This is a genomic window from Acinetobacter sp. MYb10, assembly GCF_002980175.2.
Taxonomy (GTDB): domain Bacteria; phylum Pseudomonadota; class Gammaproteobacteria; order Pseudomonadales; family Moraxellaceae; genus Acinetobacter; species Acinetobacter guillouiae.
On the sequence record NZ_CP058272.1, the window covers coordinates 4,234,885 to 4,254,338 of the forward strand.

19 protein-coding genes are annotated in these 19,454 nt (G+C 37.8%); 10 read left to right on the forward strand and 9 right to left on the reverse strand.

All coding sequences use genetic code 11. The features are described from left to right. The first annotated feature begins 310 nt into the window (after window positions 1–310). On the forward strand, window positions 311–1,654 hold the full coding sequence (gdhA, locus tag CQZ96_RS19705; RefSeq protein ID WP_004823182.1) for an NADP-specific glutamate dehydrogenase: 1,344 nt from the start codon (window positions 311–313) through the stop codon (window positions 1,652–1,654). A 79-nt stretch (window positions 1,655–1,733) separates the two neighbouring features. On the opposite strand, the gene CQZ96_RS19710 is transcribed toward gdhA, so the two are convergent. The 4 genes from CQZ96_RS19710 to rlmH all read right to left on the reverse strand — a co-directional run bounded on the left by CQZ96_RS19710 (window position 1,734) and on the right by rlmH (window position 4,754). Continuing rightward, window positions 1,734–2,153, reverse strand: coding sequence for a DUF4377 domain-containing protein (locus CQZ96_RS19710; RefSeq protein ID WP_105713596.1), 420 nt, complete (start codon window positions 2,151–2,153; stop codon window positions 1,734–1,736). A gap of 278 nt (window positions 2,154–2,431) precedes the next feature. Further along, window positions 2,432–3,202, reverse strand: coding sequence for an META and DUF4377 domain-containing protein (locus tag CQZ96_RS19715; protein ID WP_004717248.1), 771 nt, complete (start codon window positions 3,200–3,202; stop codon window positions 2,432–2,434). Window positions 3,203–3,368: 166 nt separating this feature from the next. Then, the gene (locus CQZ96_RS19720) at window positions 3,369–4,145 is read right to left on the reverse strand and encodes a dioxygenase (RefSeq protein WP_004717246.1); all 777 of its coding nucleotides are present in this window, start codon (window positions 4,143–4,145) and stop codon (window positions 3,369–3,371) included. A gap of 126 nt (window positions 4,146–4,271) precedes the next feature. After that, complete coding sequence (gene rlmH / locus CQZ96_RS19725) at window positions 4,272–4,754, reverse strand: 23S rRNA (pseudouridine(1915)-N(3))-methyltransferase RlmH (RefSeq protein ID WP_004717243.1); 483 nt, start codon at window positions 4,752–4,754, stop codon at window positions 4,272–4,274. Between the two features lie 139 nt (window positions 4,755–4,893). Here rlmH and CQZ96_RS19730 point away from each other — a divergent pair, with 139 nt between their 5' ends. From CQZ96_RS19730 to CQZ96_RS19740, 3 genes are all read left to right on the forward strand, one after another. Continuing rightward, window positions 4,894–5,853 carry a M28 family peptidase gene (locus tag CQZ96_RS19730; RefSeq protein ID WP_105713597.1) on the forward strand — a complete coding sequence of 320 codons (960 nt, stop codon included), beginning with the start codon at window positions 4,894–4,896 and terminating at the stop codon, window positions 5,851–5,853. A gap of 80 nt (window positions 5,854–5,933) precedes the next feature. Then, complete coding sequence (locus CQZ96_RS19735; RefSeq protein ID WP_171287918.1) at window positions 5,934–6,833, forward strand: tyrosine recombinase XerC; 900 nt, start codon at window positions 5,934–5,936, stop codon at window positions 6,831–6,833. Window positions 6,834–7,062: 229 nt separating this feature from the next. Then, window positions 7,063–7,434, forward strand: coding sequence for a hypothetical protein (locus CQZ96_RS19740; RefSeq protein ID WP_004717237.1), 372 nt, complete (start codon window positions 7,063–7,065; stop codon window positions 7,432–7,434). Window position 7,435: 1 nt separating this feature from the next. Here CQZ96_RS19740 and CQZ96_RS19745 read toward each other — a convergent pair whose 3' ends face one another. The 3 genes from CQZ96_RS19745 to CQZ96_RS19755 form a co-directional block, all read right to left on the reverse strand. Continuing rightward, on the reverse strand, window positions 7,436–7,987 hold the full coding sequence (locus CQZ96_RS19745) for a GNAT family N-acetyltransferase (protein ID WP_105713599.1): 552 nt from the start codon (window positions 7,985–7,987) through the stop codon (window positions 7,436–7,438). Window positions 7,988–8,140: 153 nt separating this feature from the next. Further along, a complete protein-coding gene (locus tag CQZ96_RS19750) occupies window positions 8,141–8,695 on the reverse strand; it encodes a GNAT family N-acetyltransferase (RefSeq protein WP_004717234.1) in 555 nt (184 codons plus the stop codon). 24 nt (window positions 8,696–8,719) lie between these two features. Continuing rightward, on the reverse strand, window positions 8,720–9,214 hold the full coding sequence (locus CQZ96_RS19755; RefSeq protein ID WP_004717233.1) for an Lrp/AsnC family transcriptional regulator: 495 nt from the start codon (window positions 9,212–9,214) through the stop codon (window positions 8,720–8,722). 116 nt (window positions 9,215–9,330) lie between these two features. On the opposite strand from CQZ96_RS19755, the gene CQZ96_RS19760 reads away from it, so the two are divergent. The 6 genes from CQZ96_RS19760 (at window position 9,331) to CQZ96_RS19785 (ending at window position 17,734) form a co-directional block, all read left to right on the forward strand. Then, window positions 9,331–9,936: a LysE family translocator gene (locus tag CQZ96_RS19760; protein ID WP_056518144.1), complete on the forward strand. Its 606-nt coding sequence runs from the start codon at window positions 9,331–9,333 to the stop codon at window positions 9,934–9,936. Window positions 9,937–10,419: 483 nt separating this feature from the next. Continuing rightward, window positions 10,420–11,172, forward strand: a complete 753-nt coding sequence (locus CQZ96_RS19765; RefSeq protein WP_004823176.1) for an electron transfer flavoprotein subunit beta/FixA family protein — start codon at window positions 10,420–10,422, stop codon at window positions 11,170–11,172. A 17-nt stretch (window positions 11,173–11,189) separates the two neighbouring features. Further along, window positions 11,190–12,122, forward strand: a complete 933-nt coding sequence (locus tag CQZ96_RS19770; RefSeq protein ID WP_004717227.1) for an FAD-binding protein — start codon at window positions 11,190–11,192, stop codon at window positions 12,120–12,122. A gap of 734 nt (window positions 12,123–12,856) precedes the next feature. Continuing rightward, window positions 12,857–13,675 carry a zinc ribbon domain-containing protein gene (locus CQZ96_RS19775; RefSeq protein ID WP_228722742.1) on the forward strand — a complete coding sequence of 273 codons (819 nt, stop codon included), beginning with the start codon at window positions 12,857–12,859 and terminating at the stop codon, window positions 13,673–13,675. A 526-nt stretch (window positions 13,676–14,201) separates the two neighbouring features. Then, window positions 14,202–17,225, forward strand: a complete 3,024-nt coding sequence (gyrA, locus tag CQZ96_RS19780; RefSeq protein ID WP_004717223.1) for a DNA gyrase subunit A — start codon at window positions 14,202–14,204, stop codon at window positions 17,223–17,225. 194 nt (window positions 17,226–17,419) lie between these two features. Then, window positions 17,420–17,734 carry an NGG1p interacting factor NIF3 gene (locus tag CQZ96_RS19785; protein WP_105713600.1) on the forward strand — a complete coding sequence of 105 codons (315 nt, stop codon included), beginning with the start codon at window positions 17,420–17,422 and terminating at the stop codon, window positions 17,732–17,734. A gap of 58 nt (window positions 17,735–17,792) precedes the next feature. Here the strand turns inward: CQZ96_RS19785 and CQZ96_RS19790 are convergent, their stop codons facing one another. Then, the gene (locus CQZ96_RS19790) at window positions 17,793–18,551 is read right to left on the reverse strand and encodes a nitroreductase family protein (RefSeq protein ID WP_105713601.1); all 759 of its coding nucleotides are present in this window, start codon (window positions 18,549–18,551) and stop codon (window positions 17,793–17,795) included. Between the two features lie 98 nt (window positions 18,552–18,649). Then, window positions 18,650–19,450, reverse strand: coding sequence for an enoyl-CoA hydratase-related protein (locus tag CQZ96_RS19795; protein WP_105713602.1), 801 nt, complete (start codon window positions 19,448–19,450; stop codon window positions 18,650–18,652). Between the last annotated feature and the right edge of the window lie 4 nt (window positions 19,451–19,454).

The following is a 19,454-nucleotide window of genomic DNA, read 5'->3' on the forward strand; positions in this document are numbered from 1 at the left end:
TGGTAAAAGCGAAGAATATTTTGCAATTTTAGCATGTTTTGTAGTGAAAATCTTTGCTCTAATTTGGCGCTAAAAATGCGCTAATTTAGATCAAAATATCGAATATTTTTTGGTTAAAAACGCCAACAAATTGACATTTTATTTGGGGTTGATTAGAAATTATCATATTGAATTTAAATGTTATTTGAAAAAACATTTGAAAAAAGGTTGTGGATTATATACAAAAGGGATTAAATACTTTGCGCCAAAATTTATCATTTTATTAAAAGGGTTGACCTTTTTTGTATCATTTTCTGCTGAGGAATGAGCGTTGAAATATAATAGCCTGAATGACTTTTTAAATTACGTTAAAGCACGTGATCCAAATCAACCAGAGTTTTTACAAGCTGTGGAAGAAGTTATGACCAGTTTGTGGCCATTTATTGAGAAAAACCCAGAGTATGCTGAGCACGGTTTGCTTGAACGTCTTGTTGAGCCAGAACGAGCGATTCAATTCCGTGTTTCATGGGTAGATGACAAGGGTCAAACTCAAGTTAACCGTGCTTTTCGTGTTCAATATAATTCTGCTATTGGTCCATTTAAAGGCGGCATGCGGTTTCACCCATCTGTAAATCTCTCTATTTTAAAATTTTTAGGTTTTGAGCAGACGTTTAAAAATGCCTTGACCACACTGCCTATGGGCGGTGGTAAAGGTGGTTCTGATTTCGATCCGAAAGGCAAATCAGACGGCGAGATCATGCGTTTTTGCCAAGCATTAATCATCGAACTTTACCGTCACCTTGGTTCTAATACTGATATTCCAGCAGGGGATATTGGTGTGGGTGGTCGTGAAGTCGGTTACATGGCGGGTATGATGAAAAAGCTCAGTAATGACACTTCATGTGTATTTACGGGTAAAGGGTCATCATTCGGTGGTTCTTTGGCTCGCCCAGAAGCAACAGGTTTTGGTACAGTTTATTTTGCTGAAGAAATGCTAAAAACTCGTGGTGAAAGCTTTAAAGATAAAATTGTGGTGATTTCAGGTTCGGGCAATGTAGCGCAGTTTGCTGCAGAAAAAGCCATGTACTTAGGTGCGAAAGTGGTTTCATTGTCAGACTCAAATGGTACGGTACATGTAAAAAATGGCTTTACCAATGAGCTTCTTGCTGAAGTAATGGAACTTAAAAACGTAAAACGTGGACGTATTTCTGAATTTGCTTCAAAACACGGTTTTGAATATTTAGAAGGTCAACGCCCTTGGTCAATTCAGTGTGATATTGCATTGCCATGCGCAACTCAAAATGAATTAAATGAAGAAGATGCAGATGTGCTGCTTGCCAATGGTGTAATCTGTGTTGCTGAAGGTGCCAATATGCCTTCAACATTAGAAGCTGTAGAAAAATTTGTAGAAGCAAAAATCCTTTATGCACCAGGTAAAGCGTCAAATGCAGGTGGTGTTGCCACTTCTGGTCTTGAAATGTCACAAAATTCGATTCGTTTGGGTTGGACATTTGAAGAAGTGGATGAGCGCCTACATGCAATTATGAAAGAAATTCATCGTAACTGTGTGAAATACGGTACTCAAGCTGATGGCACAGTGAACTATGTAAATGGTGCAAATATTGCTGGTTTTGTTAAAGTTGCCGATGCAATGTTAGCGCAAGGCGTGTTCTAATCTCAGTTTGATTTTGAACTTAAAACCGATGCTTTTGCATCGGTTTTTTATTTGAGTAATTTGAAAAACAGCAACAAGCTTATTTGCTCGGAATGGTTTCAACAATTGAGTCGAGTTCATATTGGTATTGAGACTGATCAGCTGCAGGATTAGCAATTTCTGTGCGTTTGACCTTAATAATTTGAGTAGACTTTGAATTATGGGTAAAGCCATCAATAGAGTCATAAAAATAACTCGCTTCTTTCTCGCTATAATTTTTTTGACCAGTTTCGCTCAAGGTTAATTCACGGACTAAAAGACAAGTTTGTGGTGCGACACCAGTACAAGGTCGAGTTTCAGGACTGACCTCTAAAAAAATAATTTGTGGTTGAGCTGCTGTATTTGAAACTTGGGTTTCTATAGGCGTTGGTGTTGTAGGAACTTTTTGAGTTGTAGATTCTTGGCTACATGCCATGACGAGCAACGGTAAGATTAATGCAACGCTTAATTTGTGATTCATGATTTTACCTTTATCGATCTTGCTGTATTAAAAATGAGCTTTGCTGCAATCACTATGGATTGCTTAAGTTTGTATTATTGAATGTTTATATTCACTGTTTTTTTTTTAATTATTATGCAGTGTTGAATGTTCTGCATCGATTAAAATTGAGGCGCAAACCTTAAAATAGAAATATTTTGATTATTTGGCTGGAAAAGCATAAAACTGATTTAAATCTAGGTGTTTATAAATAGTTAAACAAAGAAAAGCTGAAGTTCAACTTCAGCTTTTCTATACAATTATTTTACAGTTTCACGTTCGATAATCATGTCTTGTACATAAGCGTATTTAGACTGATCAGCAGCAGGGTTTTTAATCTCATAACGTTTTACACGAACCACTTGGCGCTCAGCAGGGCTATGAGTAAAGCCTTCGATTTGGTCATAGAAATATGTCCAATCTTTATCTACTTGGGTTTTTACACCATTGTCAGCATATTTGATTTCGCGTACTTGTAAGCACTGCATTTTTCTTACACCAGCAGAACATTCTTTAGTTTCTGGGCTGATTTCTAAGAAAATTGTTTCACCTTGGCTTTGGTATTTAGTTTCAGGTGTCATTTTACCTGTAAATACAACTTTACCACCTGTCGCGTTTACCAAAGTAAGCGTTGGGCTTTCAGTGTTTGCTGTATCGAGTACAAATGCTGTTTTATTTGATTGGAACAATGCAGCAGCAAAACTTTCTTGTTTCATTAATTCAGGAGAACACATCATATTGGTTGATGCGATATTGCCAGTAACCAATAAACCGTTTTCAACTTTTGCACTGGTCATTAGTCGGTTACAGCCAGTCGCAACACTTAAACGTTGGTCTGCAAAATTGAGTACGATGGGTTGTTTGGTATCTGCTGGTTGATAAGACCATTGATAAGCATTTAATGTTTGCTCTGCATTACCTTGTTGTTGTAATACTTTCACAGCGGTATCACCCAATTTTTGAATATCGCCAGATTGGCAAGCCGCTAGGGCTAAAGGAAGTACAGCTAATGCTAAATATTTGAATTTCATATTCTATTCACGTTTTAAAAAACTATGCATAGGATAAACCATGAAACACTAAAAGATATGGATACAATTTATTAATTCGGTTTCAATATGTATCCATATAACTAAAAGTTAAACAATAATTAACAAATTGTTATCATTTGTGCTGAATGATGATCAATTAAATCATTTAGTCAAAACGATAAATATCCATACCTAGCGCGCCCATTGAAAAACTACTGTGCACAATACTAAAGCGATGGCCTGTACCCATTGCAAAGAAAAGAGGCGCAAAGTGTTCAAGTGTTGGGTGGTTTTTCTGTAGATAAGGAATGCTATCCCATTCCAATACAGCATCATAATTACTATGGTTGAGTTTGCTCACCACATAATTTCTAAATGTAGATGCCCATTCAGGCACATTCTCATCTTTGCCGTTCCATGACAATTCTCTTAAATTGTGAGTGATGCTACCTGAACCAATCAATAAAATTTGTTTTTCACGGAGTGGGGCAAGTGCTTGACCAATTTGGTAGATTTGATCAGCATGCATATTCATCGGTAAAGAAATTTCAATGACTGGAATATCTGCCTCAGGGTACATATGTAATAAAGGCATCCATACGCCATGATCACGTGGTCGAGTACTATTTGCATGTGCAGGAAGATGTGCTTCGGCCAAGAGATGCAAAATTTCTTCCGCTAATTCAGGATTTCCTGGTGCGGGATAGCGAATCTCATACAGCGCTTGAGGAAAACCACGAAAGTCATGCCATGTTTCAGGGCGTACACCTGTATTGACTTCTAAAGCCTCACTTTCCCAATGGGCAGACATCACCACGATGGCTTGTGGTTTTGGTAAATTTAGACCAAGACGATGTAGAGCAGGACCGACTTGTTCAGGATCTAGCGCAAGCATGGGAGAGCCATGTGAAATGAATAAACCTGGGAGTGTTTGTAAGTTCATATCTTTGTGCCTAAATGATCATTAAATACAGCGTGAATTGCCCATTCTAGCTAAAATGCATGCTCTCAATAAGCCTTTTATTTCAACAGACTGTTTCATCAATGCAACTTTTGCCCAATTACATGACTAGCCTGCACGATGATACGGATGATTATGGTTAATACTCATCGCACGATAAAGTTGTTCAATCAGCATAACCCGAACCAATGGATGGGGCAGAGTTAGTTTTGACAGTGACCAGTGCCAAGCAGCAGCTTTTCGCACGGCTTCAGAATGTCCATCTGGTCCGCCAATGGCCAGTGCAACATCATAACCTTCAAGCATCCAACCTTTCATGGTTTCAGCCAGCTTTTCAGTACTAAATTCACGTCCACCTACTTCAAGTGCAATCAATACTTCATTGTGTTTCAGTTGGCTGAGAATACTATCACCCTCAATTTGGCGATATTTTAAAATATCTGCTTCTGAATCATTTTTGCCACGCTTTGCCATCGGGAGTTCAATAATTTGCGTCTGTACAAAAGGTTGGATTCTTTTGAAGTAATCTTCAAAACCAGTTAATACCCAAGCAGGCATTTTTTGACCAATGGTCAGAATACGGATTTTCATATTAACAATTTCTAACGTGGTAATTGCATCATTATAGCGTGATATTGGTTATTCTCAGGCGTACAACAAGAACTGAATGTCTAATTGCTGTTTTTTTAAATTATAGCTATACCAACACACTTTTAAATTGGATTTATACATGCAAATAGCTTATCCAAATTTTTTAAATTTAAACTATCTTTTTATTATATTGCTCAGCTGTGGGCTTTCAACATGGAGTGTCGCTGCAGAACAACGCTATGATCAGCAAGCTGAACCTGATCGTTTAAACAGTTATTTACAACAAGTGATTCACCCACAAGCGTTTCGAAATTATCAAAATATTCAAGAGCTCGATCGAGTTGCGGCATTCATTAAACAACAACTTGAACAGTTTGCGATTCCTTGTGAATACCAGCCTTATCAAGTCAAAGGCAAAACCTATCGAAATGTAATATGTCACTTACAAATGGGTCATGCCAAAAAAGTGATTGTTGGTGCACATTATGATGTTTATGGGAGTTTCAAAGGTGCTGATGATAATGCTTCTGGTGTGGTGGGGCTAATAGAGATTGCACGAATTTTGGCAGCCAATAAAGCCAGTCTTAAACAGAATGTTGATTTTGTCTTTTATACTTTGGAAGAACCTCCGTATTTCCGTACTGAACATATGGGGAGTTATATTCATGCAAAATCCATTTTAAAACAAAAAGATCAAATTCAAGCGGTGTATATTTTGGAAATGATTGGATATTTTGACCATAAAAATGTTCAGGATTATCCATCGGGATTAGCTTTGTTTTATCCCAAACATGGAAATTTTATTGGCGCAGTGAGTAATTTCACTTCACGTGGTTTGGGCGAAAAATATTGTGATGCCATGAAAGCGTTAAAACGCCTTGATTGTCAAAGATTGATAGCGCCGTCATTTGTACAAGGTGTGGATTTCTCAGATCATTTGAATTATTGGCGCTTGGATATCCCTGCTATTATGATCACAGATACGGCTTTTTTTAGAAATAAGCATTATCATACCCAAGAGGATACTGTTGAAAAACTCAATTTAAATAAGATGGCAGAAGTCATCAATGGTGTGGTGTATACAGTTTTACAAGACTGATATTTTTCAATCAGGTTATATCATTTGCTATTTTGATCAAAGGAGAGCTTATGCAATACGGTGCAATGCAATTGCTCTCGATGTGGATTAAAGATCGGAAAATACAGAATCAATCGGTACATACCTTAGATGCTTATTTCCGAGATGTATCCAACTTTATTGATTTTTGTTATGACAAGCAGATTGAGTTAAAACAAGTCGAAGCTGCTGATTTAAGAGAGTATGTAGCTTATCGTGTCGAAAAAGACCAGCTTTCGACCAGTAGTTTACAACGGCATTTGACTTCAATTCGTCAGTTTATGAAGTGGGCCAAACAAGGTGGTTATTTAGAAATCAATGCAGCAGATGATTTTCAGATAAAGCGGCAAGCTCGACCATTACCAGGGATGATTGATATTGAAACGGTCAATCAAATTATGGATCAGCCCGAACCTGAAAAGCCAATAGAAAAGCAGTTGTGGTTACGAGATAAGGCTATTCTGGAATTGCTCTATTCGAGTGGCTTGCGCTTGGCAGAAGTGCAAAGTTTAACCATACGAGATATTGATTTTACCCGTCATTTATTGCGTATCACGGGTAAGGGAAATAAAACTCGAATTGTACCTTTCGGCTCTAAAGCGAGAGAGAGTCTGATTGAATGGTTAAAAATCTATCGAATCTGGCAGGGGGAGTTTAGCCCTGAATCTTTGGTATTTATTACTCAACGTGGCACAAGTATTACCCCACGTCAGATTGAAAATCGAGTCAAATACCAAGCACTACGTGCAGGGGTAAATGTTGATTTACACCCACATTTATTGCGTCACTGTTTTGCCAGTCATATGTTATCCAATAGTGGAGATCTGCGTGCAGTGCAAGAAATGCTAGGACATAGCAATTTAACCACAACACAGATTTATACCCACGTCGATTTTGATCATCTGGCACAAGTCTATGATCAAGCGCATCCAAGAGCTGCTGCATCGAAAATAAAAAATTGACCTTGAATATAAGGCTTTATTAAGCGTTGATCTTTCTATTTTGTAGCGAATAGACCTGGTGAGAATCACTGTTGGTTTTTTAATAAAATGCACAGTGCTTAAACACATTTAGCACAGAAAAAAGTCGAATAGATAATTGTTTTTAAAAATGCTCTCATGTATATCTAGGTTTGGTATTTATTCAATACATTTCTATTGATTCAATTTTGCAGAAAAATTAGGTCTTTCAATGATCCCTGAACTTGAACAAAAATATAAGCAACTGACTGACGCTCAAAAAGAAATTTTTAAGGGCTATGGCTTACGTCAAATTAAACATTTTGTAGAATTCAGCCTCCCCAAAATTGAGGCAACCTTACCGCAAGAAGGAAAAGTATTGGGTATCAATGCTGAGGGTAAAGTTCAAGCTGTAAATACCGCAACCAATCAGACCTATTTATGGATATCAGACCAACAATGGCAAGCGGCACAAACAGTGTCTAATCATATTGATTTAAAAGAAGACTTTATTGAGATTTGGCAAGTGCTGGAGCTCAAAAATCAAGATTTGATTGATTTAAGCCATATTCATCGTGATTTTTTAGCAAGCATGGCTAAATAGTTCAATACTCAAATTGAAAATCTTGTTTTTGAATTCGATAGAGCTTCTCTTCATGTAGTGGATGGTACTCATCAAAATCAGGATGTAGAAAGTCATGAGAAAAGCTCATTCCAATTTTTTTCATGACATTTTGCGAAGCAAGATTATGTTTAGATGTAAATGCAACAATCTCTTGAAAATTCAGTTCTTCAAATGCAAATCTTAAACAAGCTTGAGCTGCCTCAGTTGCATATCCTTTATTCCAAAATTTTGGATCAAGCCGCCAGCCAATTTCTATACATGGAGAAAATTCAAATTTTGAGGGTTGTTGATGTAGTCCAACACACCCAATAAACTCTTGGGTTTCAATCAATTCAACTGCCCAAAGTCCCCAGCCTTTGATTTCGATTAAATATTTAATCTGATTTGCCAGTTCGTCACTTTGTTCACGATTTAAAATTTTGGGGAAAAATTGCATTACTTCAGGGTTTGCTGTGATTTTTGCAAAAGCATCGTAATCAGAAGCTTGCCATTGTCGAAGTAAAAGACGATCTGTACATAATTCATAAATCATTTTTATTGAACATCCTGATCAAAGTACTGCTTAGATAGAAAAGGGCGATAATTTTTAACGTATTTCCTCAGTCTTATTTAGCTCGATATGCAGATCTTTGTTTTACGATATAAAATTTTGCATCGCCCAAGATAACCCGCATATTGACCAGCGTTACAGCTTTGGATTTTGTATACAGTAAAGTACATGTTCAGCCAAAGCATGGTTTTTGTCTAAAGCGGGATGCATAAAGTTCTCGACATAATCCATACCAAGTCGTTGCATTACTTTTTCCGAAGCTTGATTCAGTACAGATGTGAAAGAAACAACCTGTTCTAAAGCTAATTTTTCAAATGCAAATGCCAAACATTGCTGAGCGGCTTCCGTCGCATAGCCCTGATGCCAATATTGTTGTGCAAATCGCCAACCAATTTCAACACAAGGAGAGAAAGTAAATTTTTCCGCTTGATTGGCTAGACCCACAAAACCGATAAATTGCTGATTTTCTTTTAACTCAACCGCCCAAAATCCCCAACCACATTCGGTAATTGAGTCTTGAAATCGATGTGCTAAAAGGTCACTTTCATTTTTTGACAAGGTCGCTGGAAAATACCGCATAACCTCTGGATCAGCATTTAAATCTGCAAAAGCTTCAAAATCACGAGTTTGCCATTGTCTAAGGATAAGTCTGGGTGTTTCTAATCGAACAGGGCGATTAAATGTTTTCATATTCACCTAATACGTATTTTTGAATTACAGATCTTCAAGAGGTAGCTGAAAGCTTTGTTTAATAATTTGACTTGGGACATCCGTTTTTACACTGGTAATACCATTCTTTTTGGTCAAATGTGTCGACTGAAATTTACGATAGCTTTCTAAATCAGGTACTACCACTTTTAACATCGCATCACATTCACCCAGAATAATATAACACTCCATGACCTGAGGCAGTTCTTTCATTGCTTCAATAAAGGTATCAATGGTTTCAGCATCTTGGCCTAACAACCAGATTCTTGAGAATAACATCAATTGAAAGCCAATTTTTTGTGGATCCACCACTGTTGTATAGTTTTGGATAACTTTGGCTTCTTCTAAGAGTCGAACTCGTCTTAGACATGATGAGGGCGAGAGCCCAATCTCACGAGCAAGATCATTATTTTGGATTCGACCATTGGCTTGTAAAGCACGAATGATATTTTTATCAATACGGTCTAGCTTAATTAGAATAGTCTTAGATGAAATTTTCATAAATTAGAATTTAATTTGAAAAATAATCATCATTATAGAATATTTGAAATCCTATTTTAAGCATTTTAAAAGATACTGTTTTCTTCTCGCAGTCAAACTTCAGAAAGGGAAAAGAGATGTCTGTATTTGTACTTTTTGCCTTAACGGTACTTCCGTTAATTTTCACACCAGGACCAGATATGTTATTTATCCTGTCACAAGTGATAGGTAAAGATGCGAAAGCAGGCATGATGGCGACAATCGGTATTTGTTCTGGCTATCTGGTTCATTCGATTCTGGTTGCGCTTGGAATTGCTGCAATTATTGTTTCATTCCCAGTATTGTTTGAGACGATTCGATATTTGGGGATCGCCTATTTATTGTATTTGGCATTTCATTTGATTAAATCAGTATTTAGCCAAAAGACATTACGTATTGAGCAGAAAGCAGTTTCAAATCCTATTCGCAAAGGCTTTGTTACGGCATTGTTGAATCCAAAAGGCATGTTGATCTATTTTGCGATTTTGCCACAATTTATCGATAAATCAGGCAACACTGTGTTTCAAGGCTTAGCCTTGTCAGCAATTTTTATTGCTTTGATATTCTTGGTGTATTGTGGTTTGAGCCTTTTGATTGCTCAATTGACCAAAGAGCAGCACATCAATGAACGTAAGCAAAAATGGATTGATGGTGGTTCAGGGACTTTGTTGACCATTGCAGCCGCATGGTTATTGGCAAATTAATCCAAGCAGAAACAAACGGGTGATTCTGAAAAGAAGCCCGTTTTTGTATATTTAGTATTTTGTTACAAGTTTAATGCCAAAAAGTTCACAAATTTAATCAATAAACATACTTAGAAAAATTGCTGAATCTGTCTAAAATGACAGAGTGTAGCAGTATCGATGAACGGGTGGTGTCATCCCTTTGATTGATTGATAATTTATCTTAATTCTTTTGATTATTTATACAGAATCTATACAAATAATGTTATTTATCAATATATAAATATTGTCGAAATAGTAGCCTTACGTGTCTAAGTTAAATTATTTAGAAAAAATGTGAACTGTACGTTCAAGCTTTTTTATGACTTTTTACAGTAGTTTTGCGAATTGTGACTTGACCGAAATGCCAATCACATTGCAAGATAGGACACCTAAATAATTTTAAATGAAGCGTTATTATAACTCTTCTTAACATTTACTTTTGCTAAAACAGCCGAGGATTACATGAAGGCTCTTGTTGCTGTAAAACGTGTGGTTGATGCCAACGTTAAAGTTCGCGTTAAACCGGACAATAGTGGGGTAGACCTTACTAACGTTAAAATGTCAATTAACCCATTCGATGAAATCGCAGTTGAAGAAGCGGTTCGCTTAAAAGAAAAAGGAACAGTTTCAGAAATCGTTGTTGTTTCTATTGGACCAAAAGAAGCGCAAGAACAAATTCGTTCTGCTATGGCGCTTGGTGCAGACCGCGGTATTTTAGTTGAGGCTGATGACAGTCAACTTGGCGCTTTAGAAGTTGCTAAAATCCTAAAAGCTGTTGTTGAACAAGAACAACCACAACTTGTGCTTTTAGGTAAGCAAGCAATTGATGATGACTCTAACCAAGTTGGTCAAATGTTGGGTGCTTTACTTGGCGCTGGTCAAGGTACATTTGCTTCTGTAGTAACTGTAAATGGCGATAAAGTTCAAGTAACTCGTGAAGTTGATGGTGGTTTACAAACTGTTGAGTTAAATACTCCAGCGATCATCACCACTGACTTACGTTTGAATGAGCCACGTTATGCTGCGCTTCCAAACATTATGAAAGCACGTAAAAAGCCACTTGATACGAAAACTCCTGCAGATTTCGGTGTTACAGCAACTTCTAAACTTAAAACAGTTAAAGTTGAACCACCTGCAGAGCGTAAAGCTGGTGTACAAGTGAAGTCTGTAGACGAGCTTGTTGAAAAACTTAAAAATGAAGCGAAAGTGATCTAATACAGAAGGATAAAATCATGAGTATTTTAGTTATCGCTGAGCACGACAATAAGACACTTAACGGTGCAACTTTAAACGTTGTTGCTGCGGCTCAAAAAATCGGTGGTGATATCACTGTATTGGTTGCAGGTTCTGGTGCTCAAGCAGTTGCAGATGCTGCTGCGAAAGTTGCTGGTGTAAGCAAAGTTTTGCTTGCTGATGATGCAGCTTATGCAAACCAATTGGCTGAAAACGTAGCGAAACTTGTTGCTGAATTAGGTAAAGGTTATTCACATATCCTTGCTGCTTCAACAACTACAGGTAAGAATATCTTGCCACGCGCTGCTGCACTTTTAGACTCAAGCATGATTACTGACATCATTGCTGTTGAAGGTCCTAAAACTTTCAAACGTCCAATTTATGCAGGTAATGCAATTGCTACAGTTCAATCTGACGAAGCAATTGTTCTTGCAACTGTACGTGGTACAGCTTTTGATCCTGTTGCTGCTGAAGGCGGTTCTGCTGCAGTTGAATCTGCAGCTTCTACAGGTGATGCAGGTATTTCTAAGTTCATTTCTGAAGAAATTGTGAAATCAGAACGTCCTGAATTAACTGCTGCGCGTATCGTTGTATCGGGTGGTCGTGGTGTTGGTTCTGGTGAGAACTATCATAAAGTACTTGATCCACTTGCTGACAAGCTTAGTGCTGCTCAAGGTGCTTCACGTGCTGCGGTTGATGCTGGCTTCGTTCCTAACGATATGCAAGTTGGTCAAACTGGTAAAATCGTTGCGCCTGATCTCTACATCGCTGTAGGTATTTCTGGTGCGATCCAGCATTTGGCAGGTATGAAAGATTCTAAAGTGATTGTTGCAATCAACAAAGATGAAGAAGCACCAATCAATGCTGTAGCTGACTACTGGTTAGTTGGTGATTTGAATACTGTTGTTCCTGAATTAGTTTCTAAACTTTAATTCTCGAATTAAGTTTCAAAAAACGCGCTTAGGATTTCCTAAGTGCGTTTTTTTATTTTAGAAATTTATTGAATACGTAGATGGATGGTGTGCACGGATAAATAAAGTCGTGATGGTGGGGTATTCTCTATTCTAATAAAGAAACTCTGAGTAGCTTCTCTCATCAGCCCTTTTTATAGTGTAAATCAATTTAAAAGCTCCTTTATCGTCATTTTCTCCCATAGGGATAAGGAACCTTGCAAAACTAATATGATTCACGCTATATGATCTTTTCTTGATTTATAAAAGTGGTTTTAAACATAAGCTGTCATAAAATAAAAACAGTGATCAAAAATGCTATTTTCATTTTTTCTGATCTTAATTTTTATGTTTAAGATGCTGTATCTTGAGTGATTATTTTATCAATAAGTAATTGATGTAGAGAGATCAATGCTTTGGCTAAAAAAACAAGAGAGAATCAGTGGATAAATACCTTGAAGTCCAATTTTAAACCCGATAAGATCAAAGCATAAACACAATTAAATTTTCAATCGTATACTGGCGACATACAGAAAATTCCAGTGTAAATCAGCTGTTACAGATACAACATCGCATTTAATCCTGTAGTGGCTTTTGACCATTTTTTTAATTCTATACTTATTGGCGCGTTAGACTGGCTGATTCTGTCGTTTTAGACGCTGCGCTTTTCCATTACTGCTCAATTCCATATCATCTCACCTAGAATAGCTATAAATATGAAGTGTCCCAAATGTTACGCTGAGAATATCAATGAAGCCATGAAATGTGGTGTTTGTGGTACTCGTTTAAAACATGTTAAACAGACCAATGATTTGACAGGCAATAGCAATGTTGAATTTTCTGTACGCCGTGAAAATAAGCAAGGACAGTCAAATCCCACGCATAATATAAAACCTCGTCAGACTCCGCCGAACAATGAAACAGAAAGCAATCAGCATACATCTGTAGGTGATAAGGCGAGTGCGTTACTTGAATCATGGCAGCAGAAAGTCGTAAATACACAAAGAGAGTCTCAAAATCAGCCTAAAAAGAAAAATTTTAAAATTGTCTGGATACTTTTAGCCGTATTTATGTTTGGTCCCGCAGTGCTTGGGGTTATTTCAAGTGTGGTTATCCCTATTGTGATGTCTGTAATTGGGTCATCCAATCAAGATGACGCTGCGACAACAGATGAAGCACTACCTGCAAGTGAAGAGGTGGTGTCTAACGAATACCAAGCACGTTATTTTGATATGCAAGCTTATCAAGCGCGTTTAGTACAGTATTATGACGCCAAGCATCGTTTTGCGACGAGCCTAAAAGATATTGAAAAGTTTGAACAGACCCAGTTTAGTGATTTTATTTTTGATCAAATTGAAATCACACAGCAAGGGATTTTAGTGGGTAAATTCACTGATGCGCCTGCAAGCCGAATATATATGGTTCCACAGCTTGAAAATAATCACATTCGTGATTGGCAGTGTTATCGCGTAGCAATCAGTGATGATTTGCTGCAACACTGTGAATTGCTTCAGGCAGATCCATATAAATTATAGAAATTTACAACACTCTATATTTGGATGTGTTTAGATTTTTCTGATCAGTGGGGTTGGACTCCGTATTGCTTTGCTCATATTTTTTGCCATATCGGATTTTATATGGCAATTTTCAAGTTTGAGTTGTTTTAATCGATCCGAAATAAAACTGTTTGATGTGATTTATTTTTTATTGATAAACATCGCAAAAAAAGTGAATGAAGCACGCCATTGAGTATGATTGCATAGATAAAAACAGGTCAGGTTTTGAGATAAAAATACCCATTCATTTATAAATTTAGCGATGCTTGATTGACCGCCTAATCAGGTGGTTTTTTATTGTCAATAAATCGTTAAAATTGTTTAAAAATACTACAAAAAATCATGATTATAGTGTGGTCGGATAGGCACAAAATCGCTTGGTTTTATGCTATACTGTGCGACTGAATTTTAGATTTTGGCTCAACGCTTTTTGAGCTAAATTTTGACTAGCTAGATTATATAAATGAGCAGTTGCTGCTTGCACTGTTTGTAATAAGGAGTATGCATGAGCGTATCGGAAATTAGACCGATTGCCATTGAGGATGAACTAAAAAGCTCATATCTCGATTATGCCATGAGTGTTATTGTATCTCGTGCATTACCAGACGTGAGAGATGGTTTAAAACCTGTTCATCGTCGTGTGCTGTTCGCTATGCACGAGTTAGGCAACGACTATAACAAAGCCTATAAAAAATCTGCGCGTGTTGTTGGTGACGTAATCGGTAAATATCACCCACATGGTGATTCAGCTGTTTATGAAACAATTGTTCGTATGGCTCAAGATTTTAGCCTACGTTATCAATTGGTTGATGGTCAGGGTAACTTTGGTTCTGTCGATGGTGACAGCGCAGCAGCAATGCGTTATACCGAAGTCCGTATGCGTAAGCTCACCCATGAAATGTTGGCTGACTTAGAAAAAGATACAGTCGAGTGGGAAGATAACTACGATGGCTCTGAGCGTATTCCTCAGGTTATGCCAACACGTATTCCTAACTTATTGATCAATGGTGTGACAGGTATTGCTGTCGGTATGGCGACCAACATGGCGCCACACAACATGACAGAAGTAGTTAATGCATGTTTGGCTTATGCAAATAATCCGAACATCTCAATTGAAGGATTGATGGAATATATTTCTGGTCCAGATTTCCCTACAGGCGGCATTATCTATGGTAAATCAGGAATTGTAGATGCTTACCGTACAGGTAAAGGTCGTTTACATATTCGTGGTAAATACCATTTTGAAGAAGACCAAAAAACTGGTCGTACGACGATTGTTTTCACTGAAATTCCTTATCAGGTCAATAAAGCAAGAACCATTGAACGTATTGCTGAATTGGTAAAAGAGAAAAAACTTGAAGGTATTTCAGAACTTCGAGACGAATCTGATAAAGACGGGATGCGTATTGCAATTGACTTAAAGCGTGGCGAAAACGCTGAAGTTATTGTCAATAACTTATTTTTAAATACTCAACTTGAAAATTCATTCAGTATCAACATGGTTTGCCTAGACAATGGCCAACCTAAACTGATGAATTTAAAAGACATCATTGCGGCATTTATTCGTCACCGTCAAGAAGTGGTGACACGCCGTACCATGTTTGAATTACGTAAAGCGCGTGAGCGTGGTCATATCTTAGAAGGTTTGACTGTTGCTTTAGCCAATATTGATGAAATCATCGAAACCATTAAGACTTCTGCGAATCCAGCTGAAGCACGCGAGCGTTTACTTGCTGGCGAATGGGCGGGTGGAAATGTTGTTGCATTGCTAGAAAAAGCAGGCGCGATTTCAGTTCGTCCGGATGAGATCGAAGGTGAAGATCCAAGTCGTCCATTTGGTTTGGATGGTCAGCTTTATCGTTTATCTCCAGCTCAGGTTGGTGCAATTTTAGAATTACGTTTACATCGTTTAACCGGTCTTGAACAAGATAAGTTACAAGCTGAATATTCTGAAATTTTAGCTCAAATTGCTGAACTTACAGCAATTTTAAATGACTTCAATCTTTTGATGAATGTGATTCGTGAAGAACTTGCATTGGTTCTTCAACAGTATGGCGATGCACGTAAAACGGATATTGTTGAATCACGTATTGATTTTTCTCGTGAAGATTTAATCCCAGAAGAGCAAGTTGTTTTAACTGTTTCAAAAACAGGTTATGCAAAAACTCAACCATTGTCTGATTATGCTGCACAGCGCCGTGGTGGACGTGGTAAATCTGCAACTTCGATGAAAGAAGATGATTATATTCAACATTTAATCGTGACATCGAACCATGCAACTGTATTGTGCTTTACCAATGTAGGTAAAGTTTATCGCTTAAGAGTATTTGAAGTACCTCAAGCGTCACGTGGTGCAAAAGGCCGCCCAATGGTGAACTTATTACCACTGGATGCAGAAGAGACCATTACAGCGATTCTTCCTGTAATTGATGCTCCGAAGAAATTTACCGAGCGTTTAACTGAGTTTAGAACTTTTGTCCGTGCCAACGTTGCTCAACTGCGTGAAAACACAATTATCGACTCACATTATGAAGCACTAAAAGCTGCGTTTGCAGAGCTTGGTGAAAATCCAGATGACTTATCAGATGCTTTACGTAAGCAACTCAAAGAAATTGGTATTGAGCTTTCTGCTTCTGATCTTGATGATGAATTAATTGCTGAATTTGCTGAACGTGTAGAAAGTGTGCGTAAAAACTTCTATGTATTTATGGCAACAGCATCAGGTACAGTAAAACGTGTTGAATTAGAGCAGTTTGGTAATGTTCGTTCAAATGGTTTACGTGCGATTGAGTTGAAAGAAGAAGATACTTTAATTGGTGTTGCAATTACTGATGGTGAACAGCAAATCATGTTGTTCTCAAATGAAGGTAAAGCAATCCGTTTCTCTGAAACTGATGCTCGTGTGATGGGTCGTACTGCGAAAGGTGTTCGTGGTATGCGTGTGGCATTGGCTGCGGCACAAACAGAAGAAGATGTTGAAGTTGATGTAGATTCAGATGATGAAGATACTGCAGATTCAAATACCAATGTGGTTAGCCGAATCGTTTCGTTAGTTGTTGTACCAGAAACTGGCGAAGTATTATGTGCTTCTGCAAATGGTTATGGTAAACGTACGCCAGTAGATGACTTCCCAACCAAAAAACGTGGTGGTAAAGGTGTTATTGCTATTAAAACATCTGAACGTAATGGTGAGTTAGTTGGTGCTGTTGCCATCGATGAATCTAAAGAATTGATGTTGATTTCTGATGGTGGAACGCTGGTTCGTACCCGTGCTTCTGAAGTAGCGAGAACAGGTCGTAATGCCCAAGGTGTCCGTTTGATCCGCCTAGGTAATGAAGAAGTCTTGGTCGGTGTGGTTGCAGTTGAAGCTGTCGAAGCTGATGATGAGATTATCGATCAGTTAGATGCGATCGAAGGCGAGACTGCTTTAGAGTCAGAGAGTTTAATTGATTCTGAAAAATTAGTTGATGATGAAACTGTTATGGATGAAGGTGAAACTGAGTCTGATAATACTGAATCTGACGAGTAATTTTTAGGGAAATAAGAAGAGCGCTTAGGCGCTCTTCTTTTTGTATTCTGATCAAGCTTATAAAATCTACAGTTCTGATTAAATCTTATGAATTGAGCTAACTATACACAGTTTTTTTCTAACGAAAACCAAATAAAAAATAAATAAAAGTAAATGCGAACAAAGCTATAATCGAGTTTTTGAACATAAAATAAATGCTTAAATTGATCTACTACGTTCCAGAATCACACCTTGAAGCAACCAAACTTGCAATTTTTAAAGCAGGAGCGGGTGGTATTGGCGATTATGAACATTGTGCTTGGCAAGTGTTAGGAACAGGACAATTTAAACCGTTAAGTGGTGCAAAGCCTTTTATAGGCGAGTTAGATCATTTGGAGCAACTGCCTGAATGGCGAGTGGAAACCATCGTTCCTGAAGATAAGGCAAAACAAGTGGCAATCGCTTTAAAAGCAAGTCATCCCTATGAAGAACCTGCTTTTGAGTTTATTCAAATGATTGATATTGAATAATAGTTTAAAAATCTCAACCCTCTTCTGAATAGAGAGGGGGGGTATTGATTAGCTAAAATTAAACTTTTTGAATAAACAAATCACGATCAAAACGGTATTGTGGGAAGAATACGCCATCTTCAGCACGTTCACCGGCACTAATCACCATGACTGGAAATTCTTTATCTCCTAGATTGAGGATCTTGCGAACCAAAGGTTCATCAAAACCTTCCATCATGCAACTGTCAAAACCGTAAGCACGTAAAGCCAATACCAAGTTTTCACAAGCCAAGGCTGTCGTTTTACTGGCCCAAAGCTTTGCATCAGCTGGGTTAAACGCAGTCACAGGGAGTTGTTTATCTAACGTGCGTGCAACTTTAAAAGCCACTTTTTTAAAGTTACCTAAAGCATTCAGATAACCTGTTTTATAGTTATATGCGATAAATTTATAATATTGTTTTACCGCTCTTGGCGCTTCAGGCATGGGGAAATGGGTTAAATTGTTTTTTGCCATTTCATCAATACGGTCAATACGTGCCACACATACAATCAGTTCTGCTGCTGTTTTTGCTGATAATTGGCTTAAACAAGCTTTGACTAATTTATTCTTTTTCGCTTGAGACTGAACCACATAGAACGTCCAAGGCTGTAGATTTGATGAGTTTGGTGCCAATAAAGCCAAATCTAAACAAGCATCTAAAACATCGGCAGGAATTTGCTTTTCAGTGTATTTACGTACTGAGCGACGACTTTCTATGACTTTACGGAAATTTTCAATATCGATATCTTGTGGAGCGGGTTCGTAATAGCGCTTCTTGGTCGTTGTATCTTGTGACATGATCTTTACCCATAATTAAATGAACTGTTTTATTGGATTCAAAATGACCAAAGCCACTGAATAATACTCATGCAGTGGCTTTGATCAGATTCACTCAATTAATTAAATTGAGAGAAATTTGGCTTACGCTTTTGCATAAATGCAGCAACGGCTTCAGCCATTTCAGGTGATTTAACGCGTTGCATAAAGATCACTGCTTCATCATCCACGCATTGAATAATCTCTTCAAGATTATGTTTCATTAACGCTTTGGTTTGCTTGATCGAAGCCAATGGAAGTGCTGCAAGAGTTTGTGCTTGATGTAAAGCGTGACCATATACATCATCTTCAATACTATTGATTAAGCCAGCATTGAGTGCTTTTTCACTGTTAAATTTTTGCGCAGTTAACAGCAATTCAGCCGCTTTATGATATCCCGCTTGTTGAATCAACAGTTTGCTTGAAGCACCCTCTGGAGAAAGTCCTAAGCTGACAAATGGAATTTGGAACAGGGCTGTATTGTCTGCATAAACGAGGTCAGCATGTAAAAGTACTGTTACTCCGATCCCAATCGCTACACCACGGACTGCACAGATCAATGGTTTAGATAAACGTGCAGCAGATTTTAATAATACAAATGGAGGGCCATCACCTTCTTTACCTTCAAGTGGTTGTTGAATGAAAGCCATAAAGTCTTTCATATCATTACCCGCACTAAAGTCAGCATCTGCACCACGTAAGATCACCACACGAACATCACGCTCTTGATCAGCTTCATCTAAGGCTTTTGCAATCCATAGATACAATTCACCATACAGTGCATTTTTTGCTTCTGGTCGATTAATTGCTAAAGTCAGTACACCATTCTCTAAATTTGCGTTTAAATGTTGATGTGGCTGTTGAATACAACTAAGTGTCATCGTA

What these genes read in the sequence shown, in the direction of transcription:
- CQZ96_RS19730 (WP_105713597.1), top strand. Translation starts at nt 4,894, where the DNA reads ATGCAAATAGCTTATCCAAATTTTTTAAATTTAAACTATCTTTTTATT.
- CQZ96_RS19755 (WP_004717233.1), bottom strand. Translation starts at nt 9,214, where the DNA reads ATGAAAATTTCATCTAAGACTATTCTAATTAAGCTAGACCGTATTGAT.
- CQZ96_RS19735 (WP_171287918.1), top strand. Translation starts at nt 5,934, where the DNA reads ATGTGGATTAAAGATCGGAAAATACAGAATCAATCGGTACATACCTTA.
- CQZ96_RS19710 (WP_105713596.1), bottom strand. Translation starts at nt 2,153, where the DNA reads ATGAATCACAAATTAAGCGTTGCATTAATCTTACCGTTGCTCGTCATG.
- CQZ96_RS19760 (WP_056518144.1), top strand. Translation starts at nt 9,331, where the DNA reads ATGTCTGTATTTGTACTTTTTGCCTTAACGGTACTTCCGTTAATTTTC.
- CQZ96_RS19795 (WP_105713602.1), bottom strand. Translation starts at nt 19,450, where the DNA reads ATGACACTTAGTTGTATTCAACAGCCACATCAACATTTAAACGCAAAT.
- CQZ96_RS19785 (WP_105713600.1), top strand. Translation starts at nt 17,420, where the DNA reads ATGCTTAAATTGATCTACTACGTTCCAGAATCACACCTTGAAGCAACC.
- CQZ96_RS19765 (WP_004823176.1), top strand. Translation starts at nt 10,420, where the DNA reads ATGAAGGCTCTTGTTGCTGTAAAACGTGTGGTTGATGCCAACGTTAAA.
- CQZ96_RS19790 (WP_105713601.1), bottom strand. Translation starts at nt 18,551, where the DNA reads ATGTCACAAGATACAACGACCAAGAAGCGCTATTACGAACCCGCTCCA.
- CQZ96_RS19745 (WP_105713599.1), bottom strand. Translation starts at nt 7,987, where the DNA reads ATGATTTATGAATTATGTACAGATCGTCTTTTACTTCGACAATGGCAA.
- CQZ96_RS19720 (WP_004717246.1), bottom strand. Translation starts at nt 4,145, where the DNA reads ATGAACTTACAAACACTCCCAGGTTTATTCATTTCACATGGCTCTCCC.
- CQZ96_RS19715 (WP_004717248.1), bottom strand. Translation starts at nt 3,202, where the DNA reads ATGAAATTCAAATATTTAGCATTAGCTGTACTTCCTTTAGCCCTAGCG.
- CQZ96_RS19750 (WP_004717234.1), bottom strand. Translation starts at nt 8,695, where the DNA reads ATGAAAACATTTAATCGCCCTGTTCGATTAGAAACACCCAGACTTATC.
- CQZ96_RS19740 (WP_004717237.1), top strand. Translation starts at nt 7,063, where the DNA reads ATGATCCCTGAACTTGAACAAAAATATAAGCAACTGACTGACGCTCAA.
- CQZ96_RS19770 (WP_004717227.1), top strand. Translation starts at nt 11,190, where the DNA reads ATGAGTATTTTAGTTATCGCTGAGCACGACAATAAGACACTTAACGGT.
- CQZ96_RS19775 (WP_228722742.1), top strand. Translation starts at nt 12,857, where the DNA reads ATGAAGTGTCCCAAATGTTACGCTGAGAATATCAATGAAGCCATGAAA.
- gyrA (WP_004717223.1), top strand. Translation starts at nt 14,202, where the DNA reads ATGAGCGTATCGGAAATTAGACCGATTGCCATTGAGGATGAACTAAAA.
- rlmH (WP_004717243.1), bottom strand. Translation starts at nt 4,754, where the DNA reads ATGAAAATCCGTATTCTGACCATTGGTCAAAAAATGCCTGCTTGGGTA.